The sequence below is a fragment of the Stutzerimonas stutzeri genome (assembly GCF_051028275.1).
GTDB classification, from domain to species: domain Bacteria; phylum Pseudomonadota; class Gammaproteobacteria; order Pseudomonadales; family Pseudomonadaceae; genus Stutzerimonas; species Stutzerimonas stutzeri_AS.
This window is the reverse complement of sequence record NZ_CP069269.1, coordinates 1,973,601-1,992,319: the sequence shown is the minus strand read 5'-3', so window position 1 is coordinate 1,992,319 and position 18,719 is coordinate 1,973,601. Positions and strand designations below refer to the sequence as shown.

15 protein-coding genes and 1 pseudogene are annotated in these 18,719 nt (G+C 60.8%); 8 read left to right on the top strand and 8 right to left on the bottom strand.

Going from position 1 to position 18,719, the window contains the following annotated elements:
- Window positions 1-71: 71 nt before the first annotated feature.
- The 6 genes from pcaF to JQR87_RS09200 form a co-directional block, all read right to left on the bottom strand.
- Window positions 72-1,277, bottom strand: a complete 1,206-nt coding sequence (gene pcaF / locus JQR87_RS09225; protein WP_407290735.1) for a 3-oxoadipyl-CoA thiolase — start codon at window positions 1,275-1,277, stop codon at window positions 72-74.
- On the bottom strand, window positions 1,274-2,053 hold the full coding sequence (locus tag JQR87_RS09220) for a CoA-transferase subunit beta (RefSeq protein WP_407290736.1): 780 nt from the start codon (window positions 2,051-2,053) through the stop codon (window positions 1,274-1,276). Before JQR87_RS09220 ends, pcaF begins: the two co-directional genes overlap by 4 nt.
- Complete coding sequence (locus JQR87_RS09215) at window positions 2,050-2,910, bottom strand: CoA transferase subunit A (protein WP_407290737.1); 861 nt, start codon at window positions 2,908-2,910, stop codon at window positions 2,050-2,052. Before JQR87_RS09215 ends, JQR87_RS09220 begins: the two co-directional genes overlap by 4 nt.
- Window positions 2,911-3,062: 152 nt before the next feature.
- The gene (locus JQR87_RS09210) at window positions 3,063-3,905 is read right to left on the bottom strand and encodes an IclR family transcriptional regulator domain-containing protein (protein ID WP_407290738.1); all 843 of its coding nucleotides are present in this window, start codon (window positions 3,903-3,905) and stop codon (window positions 3,063-3,065) included.
- Window positions 3,906-4,078: 173 nt separating this feature from the next.
- Complete coding sequence (locus JQR87_RS09205; RefSeq protein ID WP_407290739.1) at window positions 4,079-5,704, bottom strand: methyl-accepting chemotaxis protein; 1,626 nt, start codon at window positions 5,702-5,704, stop codon at window positions 4,079-4,081.
- Window positions 5,705-5,868: 164 nt separating this feature from the next.
- Window positions 5,869-6,759 (bottom strand): LysR family transcriptional regulator, encoded by an 891-nt coding sequence (locus JQR87_RS09200; protein WP_407290740.1) that lies wholly within the window; start codon window positions 6,757-6,759, stop codon window positions 5,869-5,871.
- 154 nt (window positions 6,760-6,913) lie between these two features.
- On the opposite strand from JQR87_RS09200, the gene JQR87_RS09195 reads away from it, so the two are divergent.
- From JQR87_RS09195 to JQR87_RS09180, 4 genes are all read left to right on the top strand, one after another.
- Complete coding sequence (locus JQR87_RS09195; protein ID WP_407290741.1) at window positions 6,914-7,618, top strand: CoA transferase subunit A; 705 nt, start codon at window positions 6,914-6,916, stop codon at window positions 7,616-7,618.
- A gap of 12 nt (window positions 7,619-7,630) precedes the next feature.
- Window positions 7,631-8,287, top strand: coding sequence for a CoA transferase subunit B (locus JQR87_RS09190; protein WP_407290742.1), 657 nt, complete (start codon window positions 7,631-7,633; stop codon window positions 8,285-8,287).
- Window positions 8,288-8,381: 94 nt separating this feature from the next.
- A complete protein-coding gene (locus tag JQR87_RS09185) occupies window positions 8,382-9,563 on the top strand; it encodes an acetyl-CoA C-acetyltransferase (RefSeq protein ID WP_407290743.1) in 1,182 nt (393 codons plus the stop codon).
- A gap of 135 nt (window positions 9,564-9,698) precedes the next feature.
- Complete coding sequence (locus JQR87_RS09180; protein WP_407290744.1) at window positions 9,699-11,039, top strand: short-chain fatty acid transporter; 1,341 nt, start codon at window positions 9,699-9,701, stop codon at window positions 11,037-11,039.
- Window positions 11,040-11,130: 91 nt separating this feature from the next.
- Here the strand turns inward: JQR87_RS09180 and JQR87_RS09175 are convergent.
- Together JQR87_RS09175 and JQR87_RS09170 are read right to left on the bottom strand one after the other, a co-directional pair.
- Window positions 11,131-11,601 (bottom strand): annotated as a pseudogene (locus tag JQR87_RS09175) (methyl-accepting chemotaxis protein); the annotation flags it as partial.
- A 102-nt stretch (window positions 11,602-11,703) separates the two neighbouring features.
- Entirely contained in the window at window positions 11,704-13,386 is a 1,683-nt protein-coding gene (locus JQR87_RS09170; protein WP_407290745.1) for a methyl-accepting chemotaxis protein, read from the bottom strand.
- A gap of 489 nt (window positions 13,387-13,875) precedes the next feature.
- Between JQR87_RS09170 and JQR87_RS09165 the strand changes: the two genes are divergently transcribed.
- From JQR87_RS09165 to JQR87_RS09150, 4 genes are read left to right on the top strand one after another with little or no spacing between them, the layout of a single operon-like run.
- Window positions 13,876-15,414 carry an MBOAT family O-acyltransferase gene (locus JQR87_RS09165; RefSeq protein ID WP_407290746.1) on the top strand — a complete coding sequence of 513 codons (1,539 nt, stop codon included), beginning with the start codon at window positions 13,876-13,878 and terminating at the stop codon, window positions 15,412-15,414.
- A 33-nt stretch (window positions 15,415-15,447) separates the two neighbouring features.
- The gene (locus tag JQR87_RS09160) at window positions 15,448-17,367 is read left to right on the top strand and encodes an HAD-IIIC family phosphatase (RefSeq protein ID WP_407290747.1); all 1,920 of its coding nucleotides are present in this window, start codon (window positions 15,448-15,450) and stop codon (window positions 17,365-17,367) included.
- The gene (locus JQR87_RS09155; RefSeq protein WP_407290749.1) at window positions 17,364-17,612 is read left to right on the top strand and encodes an acyl carrier protein; all 249 of its coding nucleotides are present in this window, start codon (window positions 17,364-17,366) and stop codon (window positions 17,610-17,612) included. The genes JQR87_RS09160 and JQR87_RS09155 overlap by 4 nt, the downstream gene beginning before the upstream one ends.
- 3 nt (window positions 17,613-17,615) lie before the next feature.
- Entirely contained in the window at window positions 17,616-18,680 is a 1,065-nt protein-coding gene (locus tag JQR87_RS09150; protein ID WP_407290751.1) for a hypothetical protein, read from the top strand.
- Window positions 18,681-18,719: the final 39 nt, after the last annotated feature.

The following is an 18,719-nucleotide window of genomic DNA, read 5'->3' as shown; positions in this document are numbered from 1 at the left end:
CAGGCTAATCAAAGGCATCGCTCATCAACGTGTTGAGAACATGTGTTTGAATACCCGAGCCGCGTGATGCATCAGACTTTCTCGATGGCCAGGGCCAAGCCCTGCCCCACGCCCACGCACATGGTTGCCAGGCCCAGCTTGCCGCCGTTCTTTTCCAGCGCGTGCACCGTCGTCAGCACCAGCCGCGCGCCGCTCATGCCCAGCGGGTGACCGAGGGCGATGGCACCGCCCTGTGGATTGACCTTGGGGCTGTCGTCTTCCAGGCCCAGGTCCCGGGTCACCGCTAGCGCCTGTGCGGCGAACGCTTCATTGAGCTCGATCACGTCGAAGTCGCTCACGGCAAGATTCAGCCGCTCACACAGCTTGCGCACCGCCGGCACCGGGCCGTAGCCCATGACACGTGGCGCCACGCCGGCACTGGCCATGCCGAGCACCTTGGCGCGCGGCTTGAGGCCGTACTTCTGCACGGCTTCAGCACTGGCGAGAATCAACGCCGCAGCACCATCGTTCACGCCCGACGCATTACCCGCAGTCACCGTCTTGTCCGGGCCGTTGACCGGCTTTAATTTGGCAAGCGCGTCGGCCGTGGTATCCGGCCGCGGGTGCTCATCGGTGTCCACGACGGTGTCACCCTTGCGACCCTGAATCACAACCGGGACGATTTCTTCGGCGAAGAACCCAGCGGCTTGTGCCTTGCCGGCGCGCTGCTGGCTGCGAAGCGCGAACGCATCCTGGTCCTCACGGCTGATGTTGTGTTCCTCGGCGACGTTGTCGGCGGTCTGCGGCATCGCATCGACGCCGTACATCTCCTTCATCTTGGGGTTGATGAAGCGCCAACCGATGGTGGTGTCCTCGATCTTCTGGGTGCGGCCGAAGGCGGTATCGGCCTTTCCCATCACGTAGGGCGCACGGGTCATGGACTCGACGCCGCCCGCGATGGCCAAGTCCATCTCGCCGCAGGCAATCGCGCGAAAGGCGCTGCCCACCGCATCCATTCCCGAAGCGCAAAGACGATTGAGCGTCACGCCCGGCACGGTTTCCGGTAGCCCGGCCAGCAGCGCGGCCATGCGCGCCACGTTGCGGTTGTCCTCGCCGGCCTGGTTGGCGCTGCCCATGAAAACTTCTTCGATTGCCGCCGGATCGAGCCCGGGGTTGCGCTCCAGCAGCGCCTTGATTGGCGTGGCCGCCAGGTCGTCCGCACGCACCGCGGCCAGCGAACCGCCGAACCGGCCTATGGGCGTACGTACCGCATCGCAGATGAAAACGTCGCGTGTCATTCGTCACCTCCAACTTGTCCGTGGGCGGTAGCGGTGCGTGCCTCCAAGGCGCGCAGCGCTAGCAATTCAGTCTCGGTCGGTGCCTCGGTTTCGCCCAGTTGATCGTCGAAACGGATGGCCCAGCCCGTGTTCTCGATCACCTGATCGCGGGTCACGCCAGGGTGTAGCGATGTCACCACGAACTCGTTAGACCCGGCCTCAGGCTCCATGATGCACAGGTCCGTGATGATGCCCACCGGGCCCTGCCCCGGTAGTCCCAGACGCTGCCGATGATCATTACCTTCGCCAAAACCGACCGAGGTAATGAACGCCAGCTTGTCGACAAAGGTGCGGTGCGATTGCTTGAGGATAATCAGCACCTTTTTCGCCGACCCGGCAATCTCCGGCGCCCCGCCCGCCCCTGGCAAGCGAACTTTCGGTTGGTGATAGTCGCCGATCACCGTGGTGTTGATGTTGCCGAACTTGTCGACCTGCGCGGCACCCAGGAATCCGACGTCAATGCGGCCACGTTGCAGCCAGTAACGAAAGATCTCTGCGGTGGGGACCACCGTGTCTGCAGTCTCGGCCAGCTCGCCGTCGCCTATGGACAACGGCAAAACCGATGGCTTGGCGCCAATCGGACCGGATTCGTAGATCAGCACCACGTCCGGTGCGTGGGTCAGCCGCGCCAGATTCGCCGCCTTTGAGGGCAGGCCGATCCCGACGAAGCAGACACTGCCGTCTCTCAGCCAGCGGGAGGCAGCCACCGTCATCATTTCATGGGTGGAATAGTTCATGAAGCGGCCTCCTGCTGCGCGGCCAGTTTGGCCTGAAAGGCCGAATAGTCGTCGGTGCCGCGGATGAATTCATCGACCCAGGCGCTGAAGCTGTCACGGTCCCGAGCGATCGGGTCCCAATGCTGATAGAAGCGATTGTCGCGCTCGTAGTAACCATGCGCGTAAGACGGGTGCGCGCCGCCAGGCACGACACACACAGCGGTGAGCGCCCAGGTGGGCAACACGCAGGCGTTCATCGGCGCCTGTAGGTCATCGACTACCTCTTCCACGGTCACGATGCAGCGCTTGGCCGCGAGTGCCGCTTCCTTCTGCACACCGAGGATGCCTTGAATCAGCACATTGCCCTTGCGGTCGGCCTTCTGCGCATGGATAACGGTCACGTCCGGACGCACGCTAGGCACGGCCGCAAGCTTTTCACCGGTGAACGGACACTTGATGAAACGGATCATCGGGTTGACCTTCGGCAGGTCAGAGCCTAGATACGCCCGCAATACCGCAAACGGCAGCCCAGACGCGCCTGCGACATAGGCGTTGGCCAAGTCAGCATGGCTGTGTTCCTGAATCTCCAGCGGCTGCGGCCACTGTTTTTCCACGGCATCGCGCAAGCGGTGCAGCGAGCCGACACCCGGATTGCCGCCCCAGGAGAACACCAGTTTCTTCGCGCACCCAGCGCCGATCAGCAGGTCGTAAACCAGATCGGGCGTCATCCGCACCAGCGTCAGGTCCTTCTTGTCCTGACGGATCAGCTCATGGGCGGCCGCAGTTGGAATGAGGTGGGTGAAGCCTTCAAGGGCGACGGTGTCGCCATTGCTGACGAAGCGATTTATTGCTTCATGAAGGGAGAGGAACTCGGCCATGGTCAGTCTCGGAATGATGTGCCAATGCGCGGACGTGTCCTCGCGCTAATCCACACTAATCATCGACCTCAGACCGGACAATCCGGTAATCGAATCACCGTTCGATTACCGAACAACTTCCTTTGTTTTCAGCGTTGCATGGCGCCCACGATTCAATGAAACAAGCGCGTACTTAGCTCTTTACTCGCCTCGAGTAGCACCGGAAGGAAGCGCGACTCCAGCTCCTGCTTACTCACGCGATTGGCATGAGTACTGACGTTGAGCGCAGCCAACACCAGCCCTGCGGAGTCCTTCAGCGGCACGGCCAGGGAACGCAAGCCGACTTCCAGCTCCTGATCGATCATCACCCAGCCTTGCTGGCGTATCTCGGCGATAGAGGCGCGTATGGCTTCCGGTGTATGCAGGGTGCGGCTGGTTTTGATCTGCAGCTCGGCGTGTTCGAGATAGTCGTTCAGCGCCGCGTCATCCAGCGCCGCCAGCAGTATCCGCCCGGTGGACGTGCAGTACGCGGGTAACCGGCTGCCTACGCTGAGATCCACCGAAATCAATCGTTGTGGCGTGGCCGAGCGTGCCACGTAGAGCACTTCCTCGCCCTCCAGCGTTGCCATGGAGCAGGCCTCGTGCAGCTGACCGCTGAGCTGATCGAGTATGGGCTGTGCGGTCACAGCCAGTGGCGTCGAGGACAGATACGCGTGTCCCAGCGTCAGCACCTTGGGTAAAAGCGAATAGGTGCGTCCGTCGGTAGTCGCATAGCCGAGCTTGATCAATGTATGAAGACAACGGCGAACCGCAGCGCGTGGGATTTCGGTGCGATGGCTGATTTGCGCGATGGTCAGGTGACGTTTGCGCTCCTGAAACGCATGGATCACAGCCAAGCCTCGCGCTAAAGAGGTCATGAAATTCGGATCGCCTGTAAACGCTTCAATGCGTTTGGCCGGTGAAGCAACAATCGCCGGCGCCATCCGTACCGGGCGCGGGCGGGTTTCGTCGGTCATGGCGAACCATCTGGCGTGGAGAGGTGTTCGATTATTGCCCCGGCTGCGGCAAAATTCCAAGGCGTCGAGCTCGCCTGCGGTTGATTAGCTCAGAGAGGAAACAGACGAAACGCGTAACTCGACATGCCGGTGACCAGGGTGGCCAACAGCACGTCGAGATAGGCAGGAGGGACTTAGATCGAGAAACGGGTGACCAAGGTGCGCAGCCCTACGGCGAGCTGCGACAGTTCCTGGCTCGCGGCACTCGTCTGGTTCGCGCCGGCGGAGGTTTGCATGGACAGGTCGCGGATGTTCACCAGGTTGCGATCCACTTCACGGGCAACCTGCGCTTGTTCCTCAGAAGCACTGGCGACCAGCAGGTTGCGCTCGCTGATGGTTGCGATGGCAGCTGCGATCTCGTCAAGCGCTGCACCGGCAGCCTGGGCGACCACCAACGTCGAGCGGGCCTGGCTATTGCTGTGCTGCATCGCCTGTACCGCTCGATCAGTGCCGTGCTGGATGCCGCCAATCATCTCCTCGATTTCCTGCGTCGACTGCTGAGTGCGGTGAGCCAGCGCGCGGACCTCGTCGGCCACGACTGCGAAACCGCGACCCGCGTCGCCTGCGCGAGCAGCCTCAATGGCGGCGTTCAAGGCCAGTAGGTTGGTCTGCTCCGCAATGGCACGAATCACATCGAGCACCTTGCTGATATCACGAACCTTGTCGGCGAGTTCGCCAACCTGCCCCGCCGTTACGGTTACGCCTTCGGCCAGATCAGTAATCGACTGGACGGTGCGAACCACTTGCTGCTGACCTTCGCGACCGGAACGCTCCGATTGTTTCGAGGCTTCTGAGGTGGTAACGGCGTTGCGCGCGACCTCATCGACGGCTGCTGTCATCTGATTGACGGCGGTCGCAGCCAGTTCAATTTCGCTGTTCTGTTGCTGCAGGCCACGACTGGAATCCTCAGTGACCACATTGAGTTCCTCGGCTGCAGAGGCGAGCTGGGTGGAGGAATCGGATATGCGCTGGATAGTGTCGCGCAGGTTGGCCTGCATGTTTTTCATCGAATCGAGCAGCCGCGCCGGCTCGTCCTTGCCCACTACGGCGATCGGCCGGGTCAGGTCTCCGGAGGCGATGACCTCAGCAACGCGCACCGCTTCGGACAGCGGCTGGACGATGCTGCGGATCAACAGCCAGGCAAGCAGCGCGGTAACCAGAGCGGCGACGATAATCGAAGTAATGACCGAGATACGAGAGCTGTCGTACGTCTCGGCGGACATGTCGGCTGCGGCCTTGATGCCTTTGGTATTGAACTCTCCGAGCGTGATGAGAGTTTTCATCAGCGCATCGGCGTTAGCGGACATCGTTCCATTGAGATAATCGCGCGCCTCATCGGACCGACCTTGATCTACCAGCGAGAGCACCTGTTTCTGGTCGTTCAGGTAAACGCCATAGGCGCTTGCGAGACTGTCGAACAGCCCTTGCTCTTCGGCGCCCGTCACGTAGCGCTTGTAGTCCTCGAACTGCTGCGCCACCTCGTTCCTCAGTTGCAGAATCGTGTCAGTGGTTTTGGCCAGCGATGCAGCGTCGGTAAGCATTAGTGCCCGGAGTGTGAAAATGCGCTGCCGCAGAATCGACTGGTTCATCTCTTTGAGCGTCGTTACAGAGGGCATCCAATTGTTGCTGATGTCATCTGAAGCGCTGTCCATCCGCGCCATCTGCGTGAGCGAAAAGACGCCGATGCACAGCAGAAAGAATGCGACCAAACCAAACCCCAAGGCAGCCCGGGGCGCGATACGAAAGTTTCGTAGAGACATATGTCACCTATCCATGAATGAGCCAACAACGCACCCCAGGGGTGCTGGCGGACAGGTGGTCGAGCCAACCCAATCCTTGTAGCTTTTATCGGTTAGCTCAGTCTGTACTTAAGTACCGGCAATCGCATTCCCTGATCGAAGTCAATGGTACTGTCTATGGCGATCTAATCTGGATAAGCATTCGCAGCGCGCAGCGTGTCAGCGATCGCCTGTGCTGCCACCGAAAGCTCGTGTCCCGGCTTGGTCAGGATGCCGACCGGCTTTTCGATCACCGGATCGCTGAGCGCGACGCAGCGAGCACCCAGTTCAAGCATCTGGTCTCGGCACAGGGCCGGAACTGCGCTCACGCCCAGCCCGCTGGCAACCATCCGCCCAACGGTTGCCAACTGGTGACTCTCGAACTGAACCGGAAGGCTAACGCCCCTTTGTCGGAGGTGATCTTCGAGCATGAAGCGAACGGTGGAAGGCCTCTGCAGCGTGATGAAAGGTTGTTCGAGCAAAGCATGCCAGGTGATCTCAGGCAGGCCCGCTAGCGGCGAGCCTGCCGGGATCACAGCAACGAAGCGATCGCTATAGAGCGGCGTGAACGTCAGCGGCATGCTCGGCTCCGGCTCGAAAGCGATACCCAGCTCCACCTGCCGGTCGCGAACCATCTCCATCACCTGTTCATTGATCACGTCGTGCACCGTAACGCTGATGGACGGGTATTGATCGGCGAAGGCGCGGAGCACCGCTGGCAACAGATTACCGGCGAACGAGGGCATCGAGGCCAGCGACACCCTGCCCTGTTTCAGCGTGAAGCGCTGACGCAACTCATCCTCGGTGTTCTCCCAGTCGGCCAGCAACCTACGCGCCAAGGGCAGCAGCGCCTCGCCCTCCGGGGTGAGGCTGACGGCGCGTGTGGTGCGGCTGAACAAGCGGCCGCCCAATCCTTCCTCCAACGCCTTGATGGTCAGGCTCAGGGCTGATTGGGACAGGTGCAGACGCTCGCATGCCTGCGCAAAGTTCAGGGTGTGGGCAACTGCCAGAAAGGCACGCAGTTGTTTGACGGTCATCAGTGCTTCCGGTTGTAACGATCGCGGCCAAGCCGCCCGATTTATTTGATTTTATCAATCAATAGTGCTTAAAAATCAACTTAATAAATGGACGCTACGGAGTGACACTCGGAGGTACGGCCTTCGGGTCTCCAACAACAAGAAGGAATGGTTTATGGCTGGTTTCGACAAGCGCGTGAATTCCTATGCCGAAGCACTCGAAGGTCTCGAGGATGGCATGACCGTCCTGGCGGGCGGCTTCGGGCTGTGCGGTATTCCGGAAAACCTGATCGCCGAGATCAAGCGCAAGGGCACCCGCAACCTCACCGTTGTATCCAATAACTGCGGCGTAGACGGGTTCGGTCTTGGGGTGCTGCTGGAGGATCGGCAAATCCGCAAGATGATCGCCTCTTACGTGGGCGAGAACGCGTTGTTCGAAAAGCAGTTGCTCAACGGTGAACTGGAAGTTGAGCTGACGCCCCAAGGCACCCTGGCTGAAAAGATGCGCGCAGGCGGTGCCGGCATCCCCGCGTTCTATACCGCCACCGGCTACGGCACGCCTATCGCTGAAGGCAAGGACGTCCGCGAATTCAACGGCCGCCCGCACATCCTCGAACATGCCATCACCGGTGACTTTGCCATCGTCAAAGGCTGGAAGGCCGACCGTTACGGCAACGTCATCTACCGTCACACGGCACAGAACTTCAATCCGCTGGCCGCAGCGGCCGGGAAGATCACAGTCGTCGAGGTCGAGGAAATCGTCGAGCCTGGCGAGATCGACCCCACCCAGATCCATACGCCTGGCATCTACGTCGACCGCATCATCTGCGGCACCTTCGAAAAGCGCATCGAAAAGCGCACCGTCCGCTCACAAGAATAAGAGGAATAGACGATGGCACTTTCCCGTGAACAAATGGCCCAGCGCGTCGCCCGCGAGCTGCAGGACGGTTACTACGTCAACCTTGGTATCGGTATTCCGACCCTGGTCGCCAACTACGTGCCCGACGGCATGGAAGTGATGCTGCAGTCTGAAAACGGTTTGCTTGGCATGGGCGCGTTCCCTACCGAAGACGAACTTGATGCGGACATGATCAACGCCGGCAAACAAACGGTCACCGCACGCGTCGGTGCGTCCATTTTCAACTCGGCCGAGTCCTTCGCGATGATTCGCGGCGGCCACATCGACCTCACCGTGCTGGGCGCTTTCGAGGTCGACGTCCAGGGTAACATCGCCTCGTGGATGATCCCTGGCAAGCTGGTCAAAGGCATGGGCGGCGCAATGGATCTGGTCGCCGGCGCAGAAAATATCATCGTGCTGATGACCCACGCCTCCAAGGACAGCGAATCCAAGCTGTTGCCCAGATGTAACCTGCCGCTGACGGGTGCCGGCTGCATCAAACGTGTGCTGACCGATCTGGCCTATCTGGAGATCGAGAACGGCGCGTTCATCCTGAAGGAACGCGCCCCAGGCGTGAGCGTCGAGGAAATCGTCGCCAAGACTGCGGGCGAGCTTGTGGTACCGGACCACGTACCGGAAATGACGTTTTGAGTGAACGCTCGCGGTTGCAGCAGCGAGCTTGCTCGCGATCATGCAGCCGCCGGGCACCGCCCTTAACACACCACAGTCCAACCGGAGCACAGATATGCAAGACGTCGTTATCGTTGCCGCTACTCGCACCCCCATCGGGGCCTTTCAGGGCGCCTTGGCCAGCATCGCCGCGCCGGACCTGGGCGCCGCTGTCATCAAGCGCCTGATCGAGCAAAGCGGCGTGAACCCGGCTGAGGTCGACGAAGTCATCCTCGGCCAGGTGCTGACTGCCGGCGCCGGGCAGAACCCCGCGCGTCAGGCCTCGATCAAGGCCGGTCTGCCGCATGCAGTGCCGTCATTCACGCTGAACAAAGTTTGCGGATCGGGCCTAAAGGCGCTGCATCTGGCGACCCAGGCGATTCGCTGCGGCGACGCCGAAGTAATCATTGCAGGAGGCCAGGAAAACATGAGCCTGGCGCCTTACGTGCTGCCCAAGGCGCGCACCGGGCTGCGCATGGGGCACGCCGAGCTGGTCGACAGTATGATCAGCGACGGCCTATGGGATGCCTTCAACAATTTTCACATGGGCATTACCGCCGAAAACCTGGTCGAACAGTACGGAATCAGCCGTGAAGCACAGGACGCGTTCGCCGCGTCATCGCAGCAAAAGGCTGTCGCCGCGATTGAGGCCGGACGCTTCAAGGACGAGATCACACCGATTGAAATCCTCCAGCGCAAGGGTGATCCGCTGCGTGTCGACACCGACGAACAGCCACGCGCCGGCACCACGGCCGAGTCATTGGCCAAACTCAAACCGGCCTTCAAAAAAGACGGGACAGTCACCGCCGGTAATGCGTCCAGCCTTAATGACGGCGCGGCGGCAGTGCTGCTGATGAGTGCGGGGAAAGCGAAGGCGCTCGGCCTGCCTGTGCTGGCACACATCAAAGCCTACGCCAACGCGGGCGTTGATCCGGCAATCATGGGTATCGCCCCGGTTTCTGCCACCCGCCGCTGTCTGGACAAAGCAGGCTGGTCGCTGGACGAGCTGGACCTGATCGAAGCCAACGAGGCCTTCGCCGCCCAGGCGCTCTCGGTCGGTCAGGCGCTTGGCTGGGATGCCGAGAAGGTCAATGTCAATGGCGGTGCCATCGCGCTCGGCCATCCCATCGGGGCCTCGGGCTGCCGTGTTCTGGTCACCCTGGTACACGAAATGATCCGCCGCGATGCCAAGAAAGGCCTCGCCACGCTGTGTATCGGTGGCGGTCAGGGCGTTGCGCTGGCTATCGAACGCAACTGAACGGCTAAGGCCAGCTCATATAGGGAGGACCGACTGCGGCCTTGGCATGGCCGCTTGCGGCAGCCATCAGGATGCGGCTCACACCATGCGCGTGCGCCGCCTATAAAAAAGAAAAACAACACAGGGTCACAACCAATGCTCAGCTCAGTTACCGCCTTGAGCGTCAAGCTCATCCAGCGATACCTACCCTCACCTTTCGTTTTTGCGATCATTCTCAGCCTCATCGTGCTGGCCGCGAGCATGCTCGTCACCGGCCAGGGCCTGCCTTCGATGGCACGGCATTGGGGCACGGGCTTCTGGAATCTCCTCACCTTTGCCATGCAGATGGCCTTGATCTTGGTGACCGGTCATGCGCTGGCCAGCGCACCGGCAATCCATCGCCTGCTGGCCGGGCTGGCACGAATTGCTCGTACGCCTGGGCGCGCCGTGGTCATGGTGACACTGGTTGCACTAGCCGGCTCCTGGATCAACTGGGGGTTCGGTCTGGTAATCGGTGCGGTCTTCGCCCGAGCGCTGGCTCGCGAAGTGAAAGGTGTCGACTACCCGCTGCTGGTCGCTGCGGCCTATTCGGGCTTTCTGATCTGGCACGGCGGCCTGTCTGGCTCGATTCCTCTGTCGCTGGCCACCGGCGGCGCGGATCTGGAACGCATGACCGGCGGCGTCGTCACAGCGGCGATCGGTGTTGGCGACACGCTGTTCACGCCCATGAATCTGACCATCATCGCGTTACTGGTCATTGGCCTGCCCATCCTCAACTGGGCGATGCACCCTAACGACCCCAAGGTTGCGGACCCAGCGAAGCTGCTCGACCCGACTCATGAGGCGCTGCCGCGCAACACCCTGGCCCAGCGGCTGGACGACAGCCGCATCCTCAACCTGATCATCGTCGCCTTGGGTGTGGTGTACTTCGGTTACTACTTCGCCGAGAACGGCTTCGCCCTCACGCTGAATATCGTCATCGGCCTGTTCCTGTTTATCGGCCTGGCATTGCACGGTTCGCCAGAACGCTACATGCGCGCGGTACAGGACGGAATCGGGGGCATCAGCGGCATCGTCATCCAGTTTCCCTTCTACGCCGGCATCATGGGGATGATGGTGGGCGCCAACGCCGAGGGCATGTCGCTTGGCCGGCAGATCACTGACACCTTCATCGCCTGGTCTTCGGCTGACTCCTTCCCGGTGCTGGCCTTTCTCAGCGCCGGCCTGGTCAACGTCTTCGTGCCGTCCGGTGGCGGCCAATGGGCAGTGCAAGGCCCGATCATGCTACCCGCTGGTCAGGCGCTTGGCGTTGCGCCTGCAGTGACCGCCATGGCAATTGCCTGGGGAGATGCCTGGACCAACATGATCCAGCCGTTCTGGGCGTTGCCCATCCTCGGGATTGTCGGCCTCGGCGCACGCGACATCATGGGCTATTGCCTGCTGATGCTGGTGTACTCGGGCCTCGTGATTTCGGGATGCCTGTATTTTTTCGGCTAATAAAAGGGGTGGGCCGCAACGGCCCACCCTCTCAGCTTCAAACGCCCCGTCACCGGGACTGAATATCGATCAACAAGCGCCGCCTCTGGCTTCAGACCAGGCGGAACCGACCGACCTGGGCTTGCAGTTCGCTACCCAGCCGTGCGAGATCGGAACTGGCGGCAGACGTTTGTTCAGTGGCCGCAGCCGACTGATCAGCAACTTCACGAATGTTGGACACGCTCCGATTGATCTCTTCGGCAACCGCGCTCTGCTGCTCAGAGGCTGTCGCGATCTGCTGGTTCATCTGCTGAATACTCGAAACCGCGTCGTTGATGGCAGTGAGGGCTTCACCCGCCAGTTGTGCGGCTTCGACGGTTTGATCGGCGAGCTCACAGCTCTTGCCCATCACTTGAACTGCGCCTTCGGTACCGGTCTGAAGTGCAACGATCAGCTGTTCGATCTCGGACGTGGACTGTTGCGTACGCCGCGCCAATGAGCGCACCTCATCGGCCACAACGGCAAATCCTCGACCGGCCTCGCCTGCACGAGCCGCTTCGATAGCCGCATTGAGCGTGATTAGACGAATCTAGCGATCCGCCACAACGGCAGACGCCGCGAGACATGCTCACGGCGTCTTGATTGAAGCTCCAACCGACCTAACAATTTCGCCTGGTCAGCTGTTTCAGATCCGGAACTGACGAACCAGACCGCCCAGACGCTCGCCAACATTTGCCAGATTGCGCGCTGTTTGTGCGCCTTGCTGGGTTTCCTCGGCGACGTTCTCAACCGCCGTGGCGATCTGATGAACGCTGCGGTTGATTTCTTCTGCTACTGCGGTTTGCTCTTCTGCAGCGCTGGCGATCTGCGCGTTCATGCTGTTGATCGTGGCGATCAGTTGGGCAATGGCATCCAGTGAAGCGCCGGCCTGATTGGCTTGAGAGCTGCTGGCGTCACCCGCCTCGCTGGAGCGGCTCATGGCGGCGACAGCCTGCTTGGCTCCGGTCTGCAGGCGATCGATCATGCCCTGGATTTCCTGCGTACTCTGCTGGGTACGGCTGGCCAGTGCACGAACCTCGTCAGCAACCACTGCAAATCCGCGTCCAGCTTCACCGGCCCGAGCGGCTTCGATGGCAGCGTTGAGCGCCAACAGGTTGGTCTGTTCAGCAATGGAGCGAATCACGTCGAGTACACCGACGATCGCATGGACGTCCTGCTGCAGAGCGTCCAGCGACGTGCCGCTGCTACGAATCTCCTCAACCAGCGAATGAATCTGGCGGATGCTGGAATCGACGACCGCTTTGGCCTGCTGGCCTTCCTGGTCGGTTTTCTGTGCAGCTTCAGCGGCACCCTGAGCGCTGTGGGCGACTTCCTGCGCGGCAGCCGACATCTCGTTGATGGCGGTGGCAACCTGGTCGGTCTCCTGTCGCTGGGTCTCCATTGCTTTCTCGGAGCGCTGTGCCTGGGCCGCCACTTCAGCAACCATGCCAGTCAGCTGGCCAGTCATTTCCGCGACCTGGCTGACCATGGTGTGAATCTTACCGACGAAACGGTTAAAGGAACTGGCCAGCTGGCCTAGTTCGTCGTTGCGGTTCTCCGGCAGGCGGTGAGTGAGGTCGCCGTCACCGGCAGCGATGTCATCGAGCTGTTCGCGGATGACCTTGATCGGCTTGACGATGGAGTTGCTGATCACCACGCCGGCGATGCCCAGCGCTGCAAGCATGAGACCGGCAATCACGATGATACTGCTGAGGATTGAGTTCACTCGGCTGTCGATTTCCTGCCGTTCCTCGTCCAACGCCGCTTCGATGTTGTCCAGATTAACCGCGGTGCCCACTGCCATATCCCACTTGGGTAAGTAAAAACTATAGGCGAGCTTGGGAACCAGCACCGTTTCGTCGCTCGGCAGCGGGGACGAATAGTTGACGTAATAGGTGTTGTTCTTGGCGACTGCGACCAACTCACGGTTGATGTAAACACCGTTCGGGTCACGGCGGTCGCTCAGGTTGACGCCAACGTCTACCGGGCTTTGGCCTCGGAACAGGCGTACCACGTTGGAATCGTGGCCGAAGAAGTAACCGTCTTTGCCAAACTTGATCTTGGACAGAATGGCAATCGCTTCGGCGCGACTGGCCAAGTCGCCTTGAGCGGCTGGCTCGTAGAGGTGCGCGACGCTACTGATGCCGATGCGCATGTAGTCCTCAAGTCGAGCGCGAGCCTCGTTGGTCAGTCGTTCACGTGTGGTTTCAATTTCCTCCTCGGCAAGCGAGTGGAGAATTTGCGCCGCTGCACCGCTCAGCACTAATGCGAACAGGGTGACCGGGACGAGTGCGAGCAGCAGGACCTTAAATCTCAGAGTCATTCGCATTGGATAAACATCCGAAGTGTGTGGGTACTGACAGGTCATCGGCTGTCCGCCAGAGAAGTTCAACCCAGACCACCACCTACGCTCCTGAATGAGACGGACGACTCATTTCACTCCCCACTGCCGGCTGCAAGTCGCAGGACCCATTGCTGCATAGCCCACTACTGCGAGATTGATGATTACGCAGAGGCCGACGCTCAAACCCGGCCGTTTCGCTTGTTTTAGCAGCGTTTCCGTCGGTCAGAACCAGCGCCTCCATCTGACGAATGGCGCAACTTTTCCTTACAACTCCAAGTCGCAACTTGCAGTCCGGGCCTTAACTCGTCTGTTGCCAACAGAATTGATGCCCGAGTGCAAAGCCGTTCTTTTTGCTGAATTTTGGGGATGAGAGGCTTTGCATCGATGAAGACCATCGATGAGCGACTCAGTATGCAATCGCTGTCCTGAACGGAAGGCAGCGGTAGTGGAGATTCAAATAAAAGGAAAGGGAAGATGCTCTTCAACTCCATGGTGTTCATCGCCGGTTTCCTTCCGGTCGTTCTTTTCGGTTTCATCCTCCTTGCAGGCAGCGGCAAACAACGTTACGCAGCGATCTGGCTGACGCTGACGTCACTGGTCTTCTATGGCTGGTGGAATCCTTCATATGTGCCACTGCTGGCCGGAAGCATGCTGGTGAACTACCTCATCGGCGGCTACCTGATGCGACGCCCATCGCGAGCGGTATTGATCCTGGGTGTTTCCGCAAACATCGCCCTGCTGGGTTACTACAAGTACACCGAGTTCCTTTTCGGCGCTGTAGACACAGCATTCGGCCTCGGCTGGTCGGTCGATGACATCCTCTTGCCGCTGGCGATCTCGTTCTTCACCTTTCAGCAAATCGCTTACCTGGTTGATGCCCATGACGGCGAGGTCACCGAGCACGACTTCGTCAATTACTGCCTGTTCATCAGTTTCTTCCCGCAACTGATCGCCGGCCCCATCACCCACCACGGGGAGATGCTCAAGCAGTTCAACGACAACAACACCTTCCGGCCGCGGCTGGACAACATTTCGCTGGGCCTGACGGTGTTTCTGCTCGGCCTGTTCAAGAAGGTGATCATCGCCGATCCCCTGGGCGCCAAGGCATCGCCAATATTCGCAGTGGCGGCAGACGGCACCGTCCCGGCACTCTACGACGCCTGGTTTGGCGCGCTCACCTACACCCTGCAGATCTACTTCGATTTTTCTGGTTACAGCGACATGGCGATCGGCCTGGGCCTGCTGTTTGGCCTGCGCTTACCGGTGAACTTCAATAGCCCGTTCAAGGCACACAACGTGATCGACTATTGGTCGCGCTGGCACATGACGCTCACGCGCTTCCTGACGGCCTATATCTACAACCCCATCGTCATGCGAATCACTCGCTCGCGGATGGCTGCCGGCAAGCCCCTGCCAAGGCGCGGCAAGATGAGTCTCGGGACCTTCGTCGTGCTGATCGCCTATCCCACAGTGCTGACCATGTTTATTTCGGGCGTCTGGCATGGCGCCGGCTGGCAGTTCGTGGTGTTCGGGCTGCTGCATGGTTTCTACCTGGTGGTTGCCCACGGCTTCCGTGCCTATAAGGCGCGCCGCGGCCTGCCGCTCGACAGCGACAAGTTCCTGCACCACGCCGGCGCCGTCCTGCTGACCTTTCTCTGCGTCGTGGTGGCGATGGTGTTCTTCCGTGCATCCAGCGTTACAGCCGCGATGGCGATGCTGTCGGGCATGGTCGGCTTGAGCGAGCTGAGCACCAAATTCGACAAGTCCGACTACATCACCGTCGCGCTGCTGCTGGCGTTCGTCTGGCTGATGCCCAACGTGCAGCAATGGATGGCGCGTTTCCGCACCGCCCTCGATGCCCAGCCACGCGAGCACTGGCTGCTGCGCTGGTTCCCTATCGCCGCCTGGTCACCAACGCCTGCAGTAGGCCTCGCCGTTGGCGTGCTCGGCTTCTTTGCGCTGGCCGTGGCGTTCTCAGTAGCCCCTACCGAGTTTCTCTACTTCCAATTCTGAATTTCGTTTTAGCAAAAAAGGAGTTAACCGCTAATGGATCAGCTTCTCTGGTTAGCGCAACACCCCGATCTTGGCGCTGCCCTTGGCGAGGCCAAACGTGAGACCGATCCAATTGCACGCTTGGGCCTGGCGACCGGGCTCGCCGCCTACCGCCGCGACTTCACGCTGACCACGCGGCTAGACCGGCTGGCGGGTGAAGGCCTGCGCGCGGTGACGGGTGGCGAAACGACAGTCAGCGGGCTCGGACCGTTGCGCATCGCCCTGCTCTCTTCACACACCGTCGACCACTTGGTACCGGCCATTCGTGTCGCTGGGTTGCACCGTCGCCTCGCGCTCAGCGTGCATGTCGCGCCCTACGGCATGTACCGTCAGGCACTGCTGATGGATGACCCAGAACTTGCGAGTTTTGCACCCCAGCTGATCGTGCTCGCGCTGGATGCCAGAGACGCGCCATTACAACTCCCGCTGGAGGCCTCGCAGGAAGACGTGGATGCAGCAATTGCCGAGCGGGTCGACGAGCTGCGCTTGCTCTGGCGCCGCGCGCGGGAGCGCTACGCAGCACAGGTTGTGCAGCAGACGATCGTGCCAGCTGATCCACCATTATTCGGCTCATTCGAAGCGCTGGTCCCAGCCTCGCCCTTTGCGCTGATCGATCGGCTCAACGCAGCCATCCGCAGCGCCGCGCGCGAAGACGGCGTACTGCTGATGGACCTCGCCTGGGAAGCCGCACGCGGCAGCTACGGCGATGGCTTGGCCGAGCCGGTACGCTGGCACCAGGCCAAGCAGCTGGTCAGCCCGAATCTGGCACCGCTCTATGGCGATCAGCTGGCACGTATCGCCGCGGCCAGCGTTGGCCTCTCGCGCAAGTGCATGGTGCTGGATCTGGATAACACCCTATGGGGTGGCGTGGTCGGTGACGATGGCGTGGACGGCATTCAGCTTGGTCAGGGCTCGCCAAGTGGTGAAGCCTTCCTCGCGTTCCAGCGCTACGCGGCGCTGCTGGCCCGCCGCGGAGTCATTCTTGCGGTGTGCAGCAAAAATGATCTGAGTGTCGCCGAGGCGGCCTTTAACCACCCCGACATGGCGCTCAAGCGCAGCGATATCGCCGCCTTTGTTGCCAACTGGGAAGACAAGGCCGGAAATCTTCGCCGTATCGCCTCGATGCTCGACATAGGCCTGGACAGCCTGGTCTTCGTCGACGACAACCCGGCCGAGCGCGACATCGTGCGCCGCGAGTTACCAGAAGTCGCCGTGCCGGAGCTACCCGACGATGTAGCCGACTATCCCGCCCGTGTTGCAGCAGCCGGTTATTTCGAAGCGGTCTCCTTCACCTCCGACGACGCCACACGCGGCCGCAACTATGCGCTGAACGCGGAACGCAAAGCCGCGATGAGTCAGGCCACCGATATGGAAGGCTACCTGCGCGGCTTGGAAATGGTGCTGACCGCAACGCCAATCGGACCGGCCGAGCTGGCCCGAAGCACGCAGCTGATCAACAAGACCAACCAGTTCAACCTCACTACACGACGCTACAGCGAGGCCGAAGTCGAGCGCATCGCCGCCGACCCACACTCCGTTGCACTGGCGATCCGCCTGACTGACAAATTCGGTGATAACGGGCTGATCAGCGTCGTACTGGCACGCCCGGATGCAGCAGTCGCGGACGATGAACTGCTGATCGACAGTTGGCTGATGAGCTGCCGCGTATTGGGTCGGCAGGTCGAAGAGGCGGTGCTCGACGTCCTCATCGATTTCGCCATAGCAGCAGGTTACCGAGCATTGATAGGCGAATTCCGTCCCACAGAACGTAACGGCATGGTCGCTGAGCATTATCCGCGACTCGGCTTCGCCCAACACCCGGCACCCGCCAACGCCGCGAGCGAAGCGACCTTCTGGCGCTACGAGCTCACATCCACAGACACTTCACGCCATTTCATCGAGGTAAAGGCATGACCGAAGCGGACGTACTAAAGGAACTCACACAGGTTTTTCACGATGTGTTCGACGACGACAGCATCGTCCTGTCGCCGGAGATGACCGCTCAGGACATCGACGGCTGGGACAGCCAAACCCACGTCATGCTCACCGTCGCCGCTGAGCAGCGTTTTGGCATCAAGTTCCGCACCGCGGAGCTGGAATCCTTGCGCAACGTTGGCCATTTCGCCGAAGTCATCGGCGCCAAGCTCGAAGGAAGGTAGGTCATGATCCATACCGCAAACGTACCCAGGGATGGGAGCTCCGCCGAACAGGGAACAGCGAGCACGGCCCGTGCGCCGGGGCAAGTGCGTTCGCGGTATCTGGTTTCCCTGTTTGTTGGGCTGTTCGGGGCTCTGGCGCTGTTCTGTCTGACGCTTTTCGCCTTGGAACGGACCGGCAACCTACCGCCGCCGGCATTCTCCAATAATCTGTGCGTCGATGAAAAACTAGCTTTCCTGCGCGACAACCCCATCGACTCCCCTAACCTGCTGGTGATTGGCTCATCGGTTGCGTGGCGGCACGTCGATGGCCATGCGCTGGTCAACGCCATGCCCGAAGTGCGACCCATGAATGGTGCTTTCTGTGGGCTGTTCGCCAACCAGTCGACCTACGTCGGGCACTGGTTGCTCGATCGCCAACCGAGCATCCGCAGCGTTGTGATGATCGCCGACCCGCAGGACTTTGCCGGCTGCTGGCGTGTACCGGCGGCCGTGTTCAACCGCGAGCATGTCGACCCCTATGTCTATGAAGACACGTCACGCTGGGGCTATTACATGCGCTACTTTGCGCCCAAGTCACTGGCCCGCAACGCGCTGACCGTCAAGGCGCAACGCGCAGGCCGGATCGAATGGGACCCGCTGGTGTTCAACCGCTTCGGGGACGGCCCGCTGAGGACCCGCAATACCCGCGAACTCATGTACGGCAAACCCGACGCACTGGACCACAACTGCTTCAGCGCGCTGCAAGCCATGGGCGAACGGCTCCAGCGAGAAGGCCGGGATCTGATGGTCGTCTCCACCCCACTGCACCCGGAATGGAAGGAACGGTACGACCCGGACGGCACCTTTCTCGCCAACTTCGATCAGCGCATCGCCGATGCGCTCGGCGACAGCGGCACCTACTGGAACGCCGACAAGGACTGGAGCACACCGGTGGGTTCGTTCGTCGACGCGGTTCACCTGCGCTGGTCGGCTGCCCAGGCGTTCACCGAAGCACTGGCCGAACAGATGCAGCGTGCGGCAACCGGCCCGAGCGCGCCAACCACAATGGATACCGCTGTCCTTCCCTGACTGCTCGCCTCACGAAAAAACCCGGCTGCGTTGATCGCA

What these genes read in the sequence shown, in the direction of transcription:
- pcaF (WP_407290735.1), bottom strand. Translation starts at nt 1,277, where the DNA reads ATGACACGCGACGTTTTCATCTGCGATGCGGTACGTACGCCCATAGGC.
- JQR87_RS09220 (WP_407290736.1), bottom strand. Translation starts at nt 2,053, where the DNA reads ATGAACTATTCCACCCATGAAATGATGACGGTGGCTGCCTCCCGCTGG.
- JQR87_RS09215 (WP_407290737.1), bottom strand. Translation starts at nt 2,910, where the DNA reads ATGGCCGAGTTCCTCTCCCTTCATGAAGCAATAAATCGCTTCGTCAGC.
- JQR87_RS09210 (WP_407290738.1), bottom strand. Translation starts at nt 3,905, where the DNA reads ATGACCGACGAAACCCGCCCGCGCCCGGTACGGATGGCGCCGGCGATT.
- JQR87_RS09205 (WP_407290739.1), bottom strand. Translation starts at nt 5,704, where the DNA reads ATGTCTCTACGAAACTTTCGTATCGCGCCCCGGGCTGCCTTGGGGTTT.
- JQR87_RS09200 (WP_407290740.1), bottom strand. Translation starts at nt 6,759, where the DNA reads ATGACCGTCAAACAACTGCGTGCCTTTCTGGCAGTTGCCCACACCCTG.
- JQR87_RS09195 (WP_407290741.1), top strand. Translation starts at nt 6,914, where the DNA reads ATGGCTGGTTTCGACAAGCGCGTGAATTCCTATGCCGAAGCACTCGAA.
- JQR87_RS09190 (WP_407290742.1), top strand. Translation starts at nt 7,631, where the DNA reads ATGGCACTTTCCCGTGAACAAATGGCCCAGCGCGTCGCCCGCGAGCTG.
- JQR87_RS09185 (WP_407290743.1), top strand. Translation starts at nt 8,382, where the DNA reads ATGCAAGACGTCGTTATCGTTGCCGCTACTCGCACCCCCATCGGGGCC.
- JQR87_RS09180 (WP_407290744.1), top strand. Translation starts at nt 9,699, where the DNA reads ATGCTCAGCTCAGTTACCGCCTTGAGCGTCAAGCTCATCCAGCGATAC.
- JQR87_RS09170 (WP_407290745.1), bottom strand. Translation starts at nt 13,386, where the DNA reads ATGCGAATGACTCTGAGATTTAAGGTCCTGCTGCTCGCACTCGTCCCG.
- JQR87_RS09165 (WP_407290746.1), top strand. Translation starts at nt 13,876, where the DNA reads ATGCTCTTCAACTCCATGGTGTTCATCGCCGGTTTCCTTCCGGTCGTT.
- JQR87_RS09160 (WP_407290747.1), top strand. Translation starts at nt 15,448, where the DNA reads ATGGATCAGCTTCTCTGGTTAGCGCAACACCCCGATCTTGGCGCTGCC.
- JQR87_RS09155 (WP_407290749.1), top strand. Translation starts at nt 17,364, where the DNA reads ATGACCGAAGCGGACGTACTAAAGGAACTCACACAGGTTTTTCACGAT.
- JQR87_RS09150 (WP_407290751.1), top strand. Translation starts at nt 17,616, where the DNA reads ATGATCCATACCGCAAACGTACCCAGGGATGGGAGCTCCGCCGAACAG.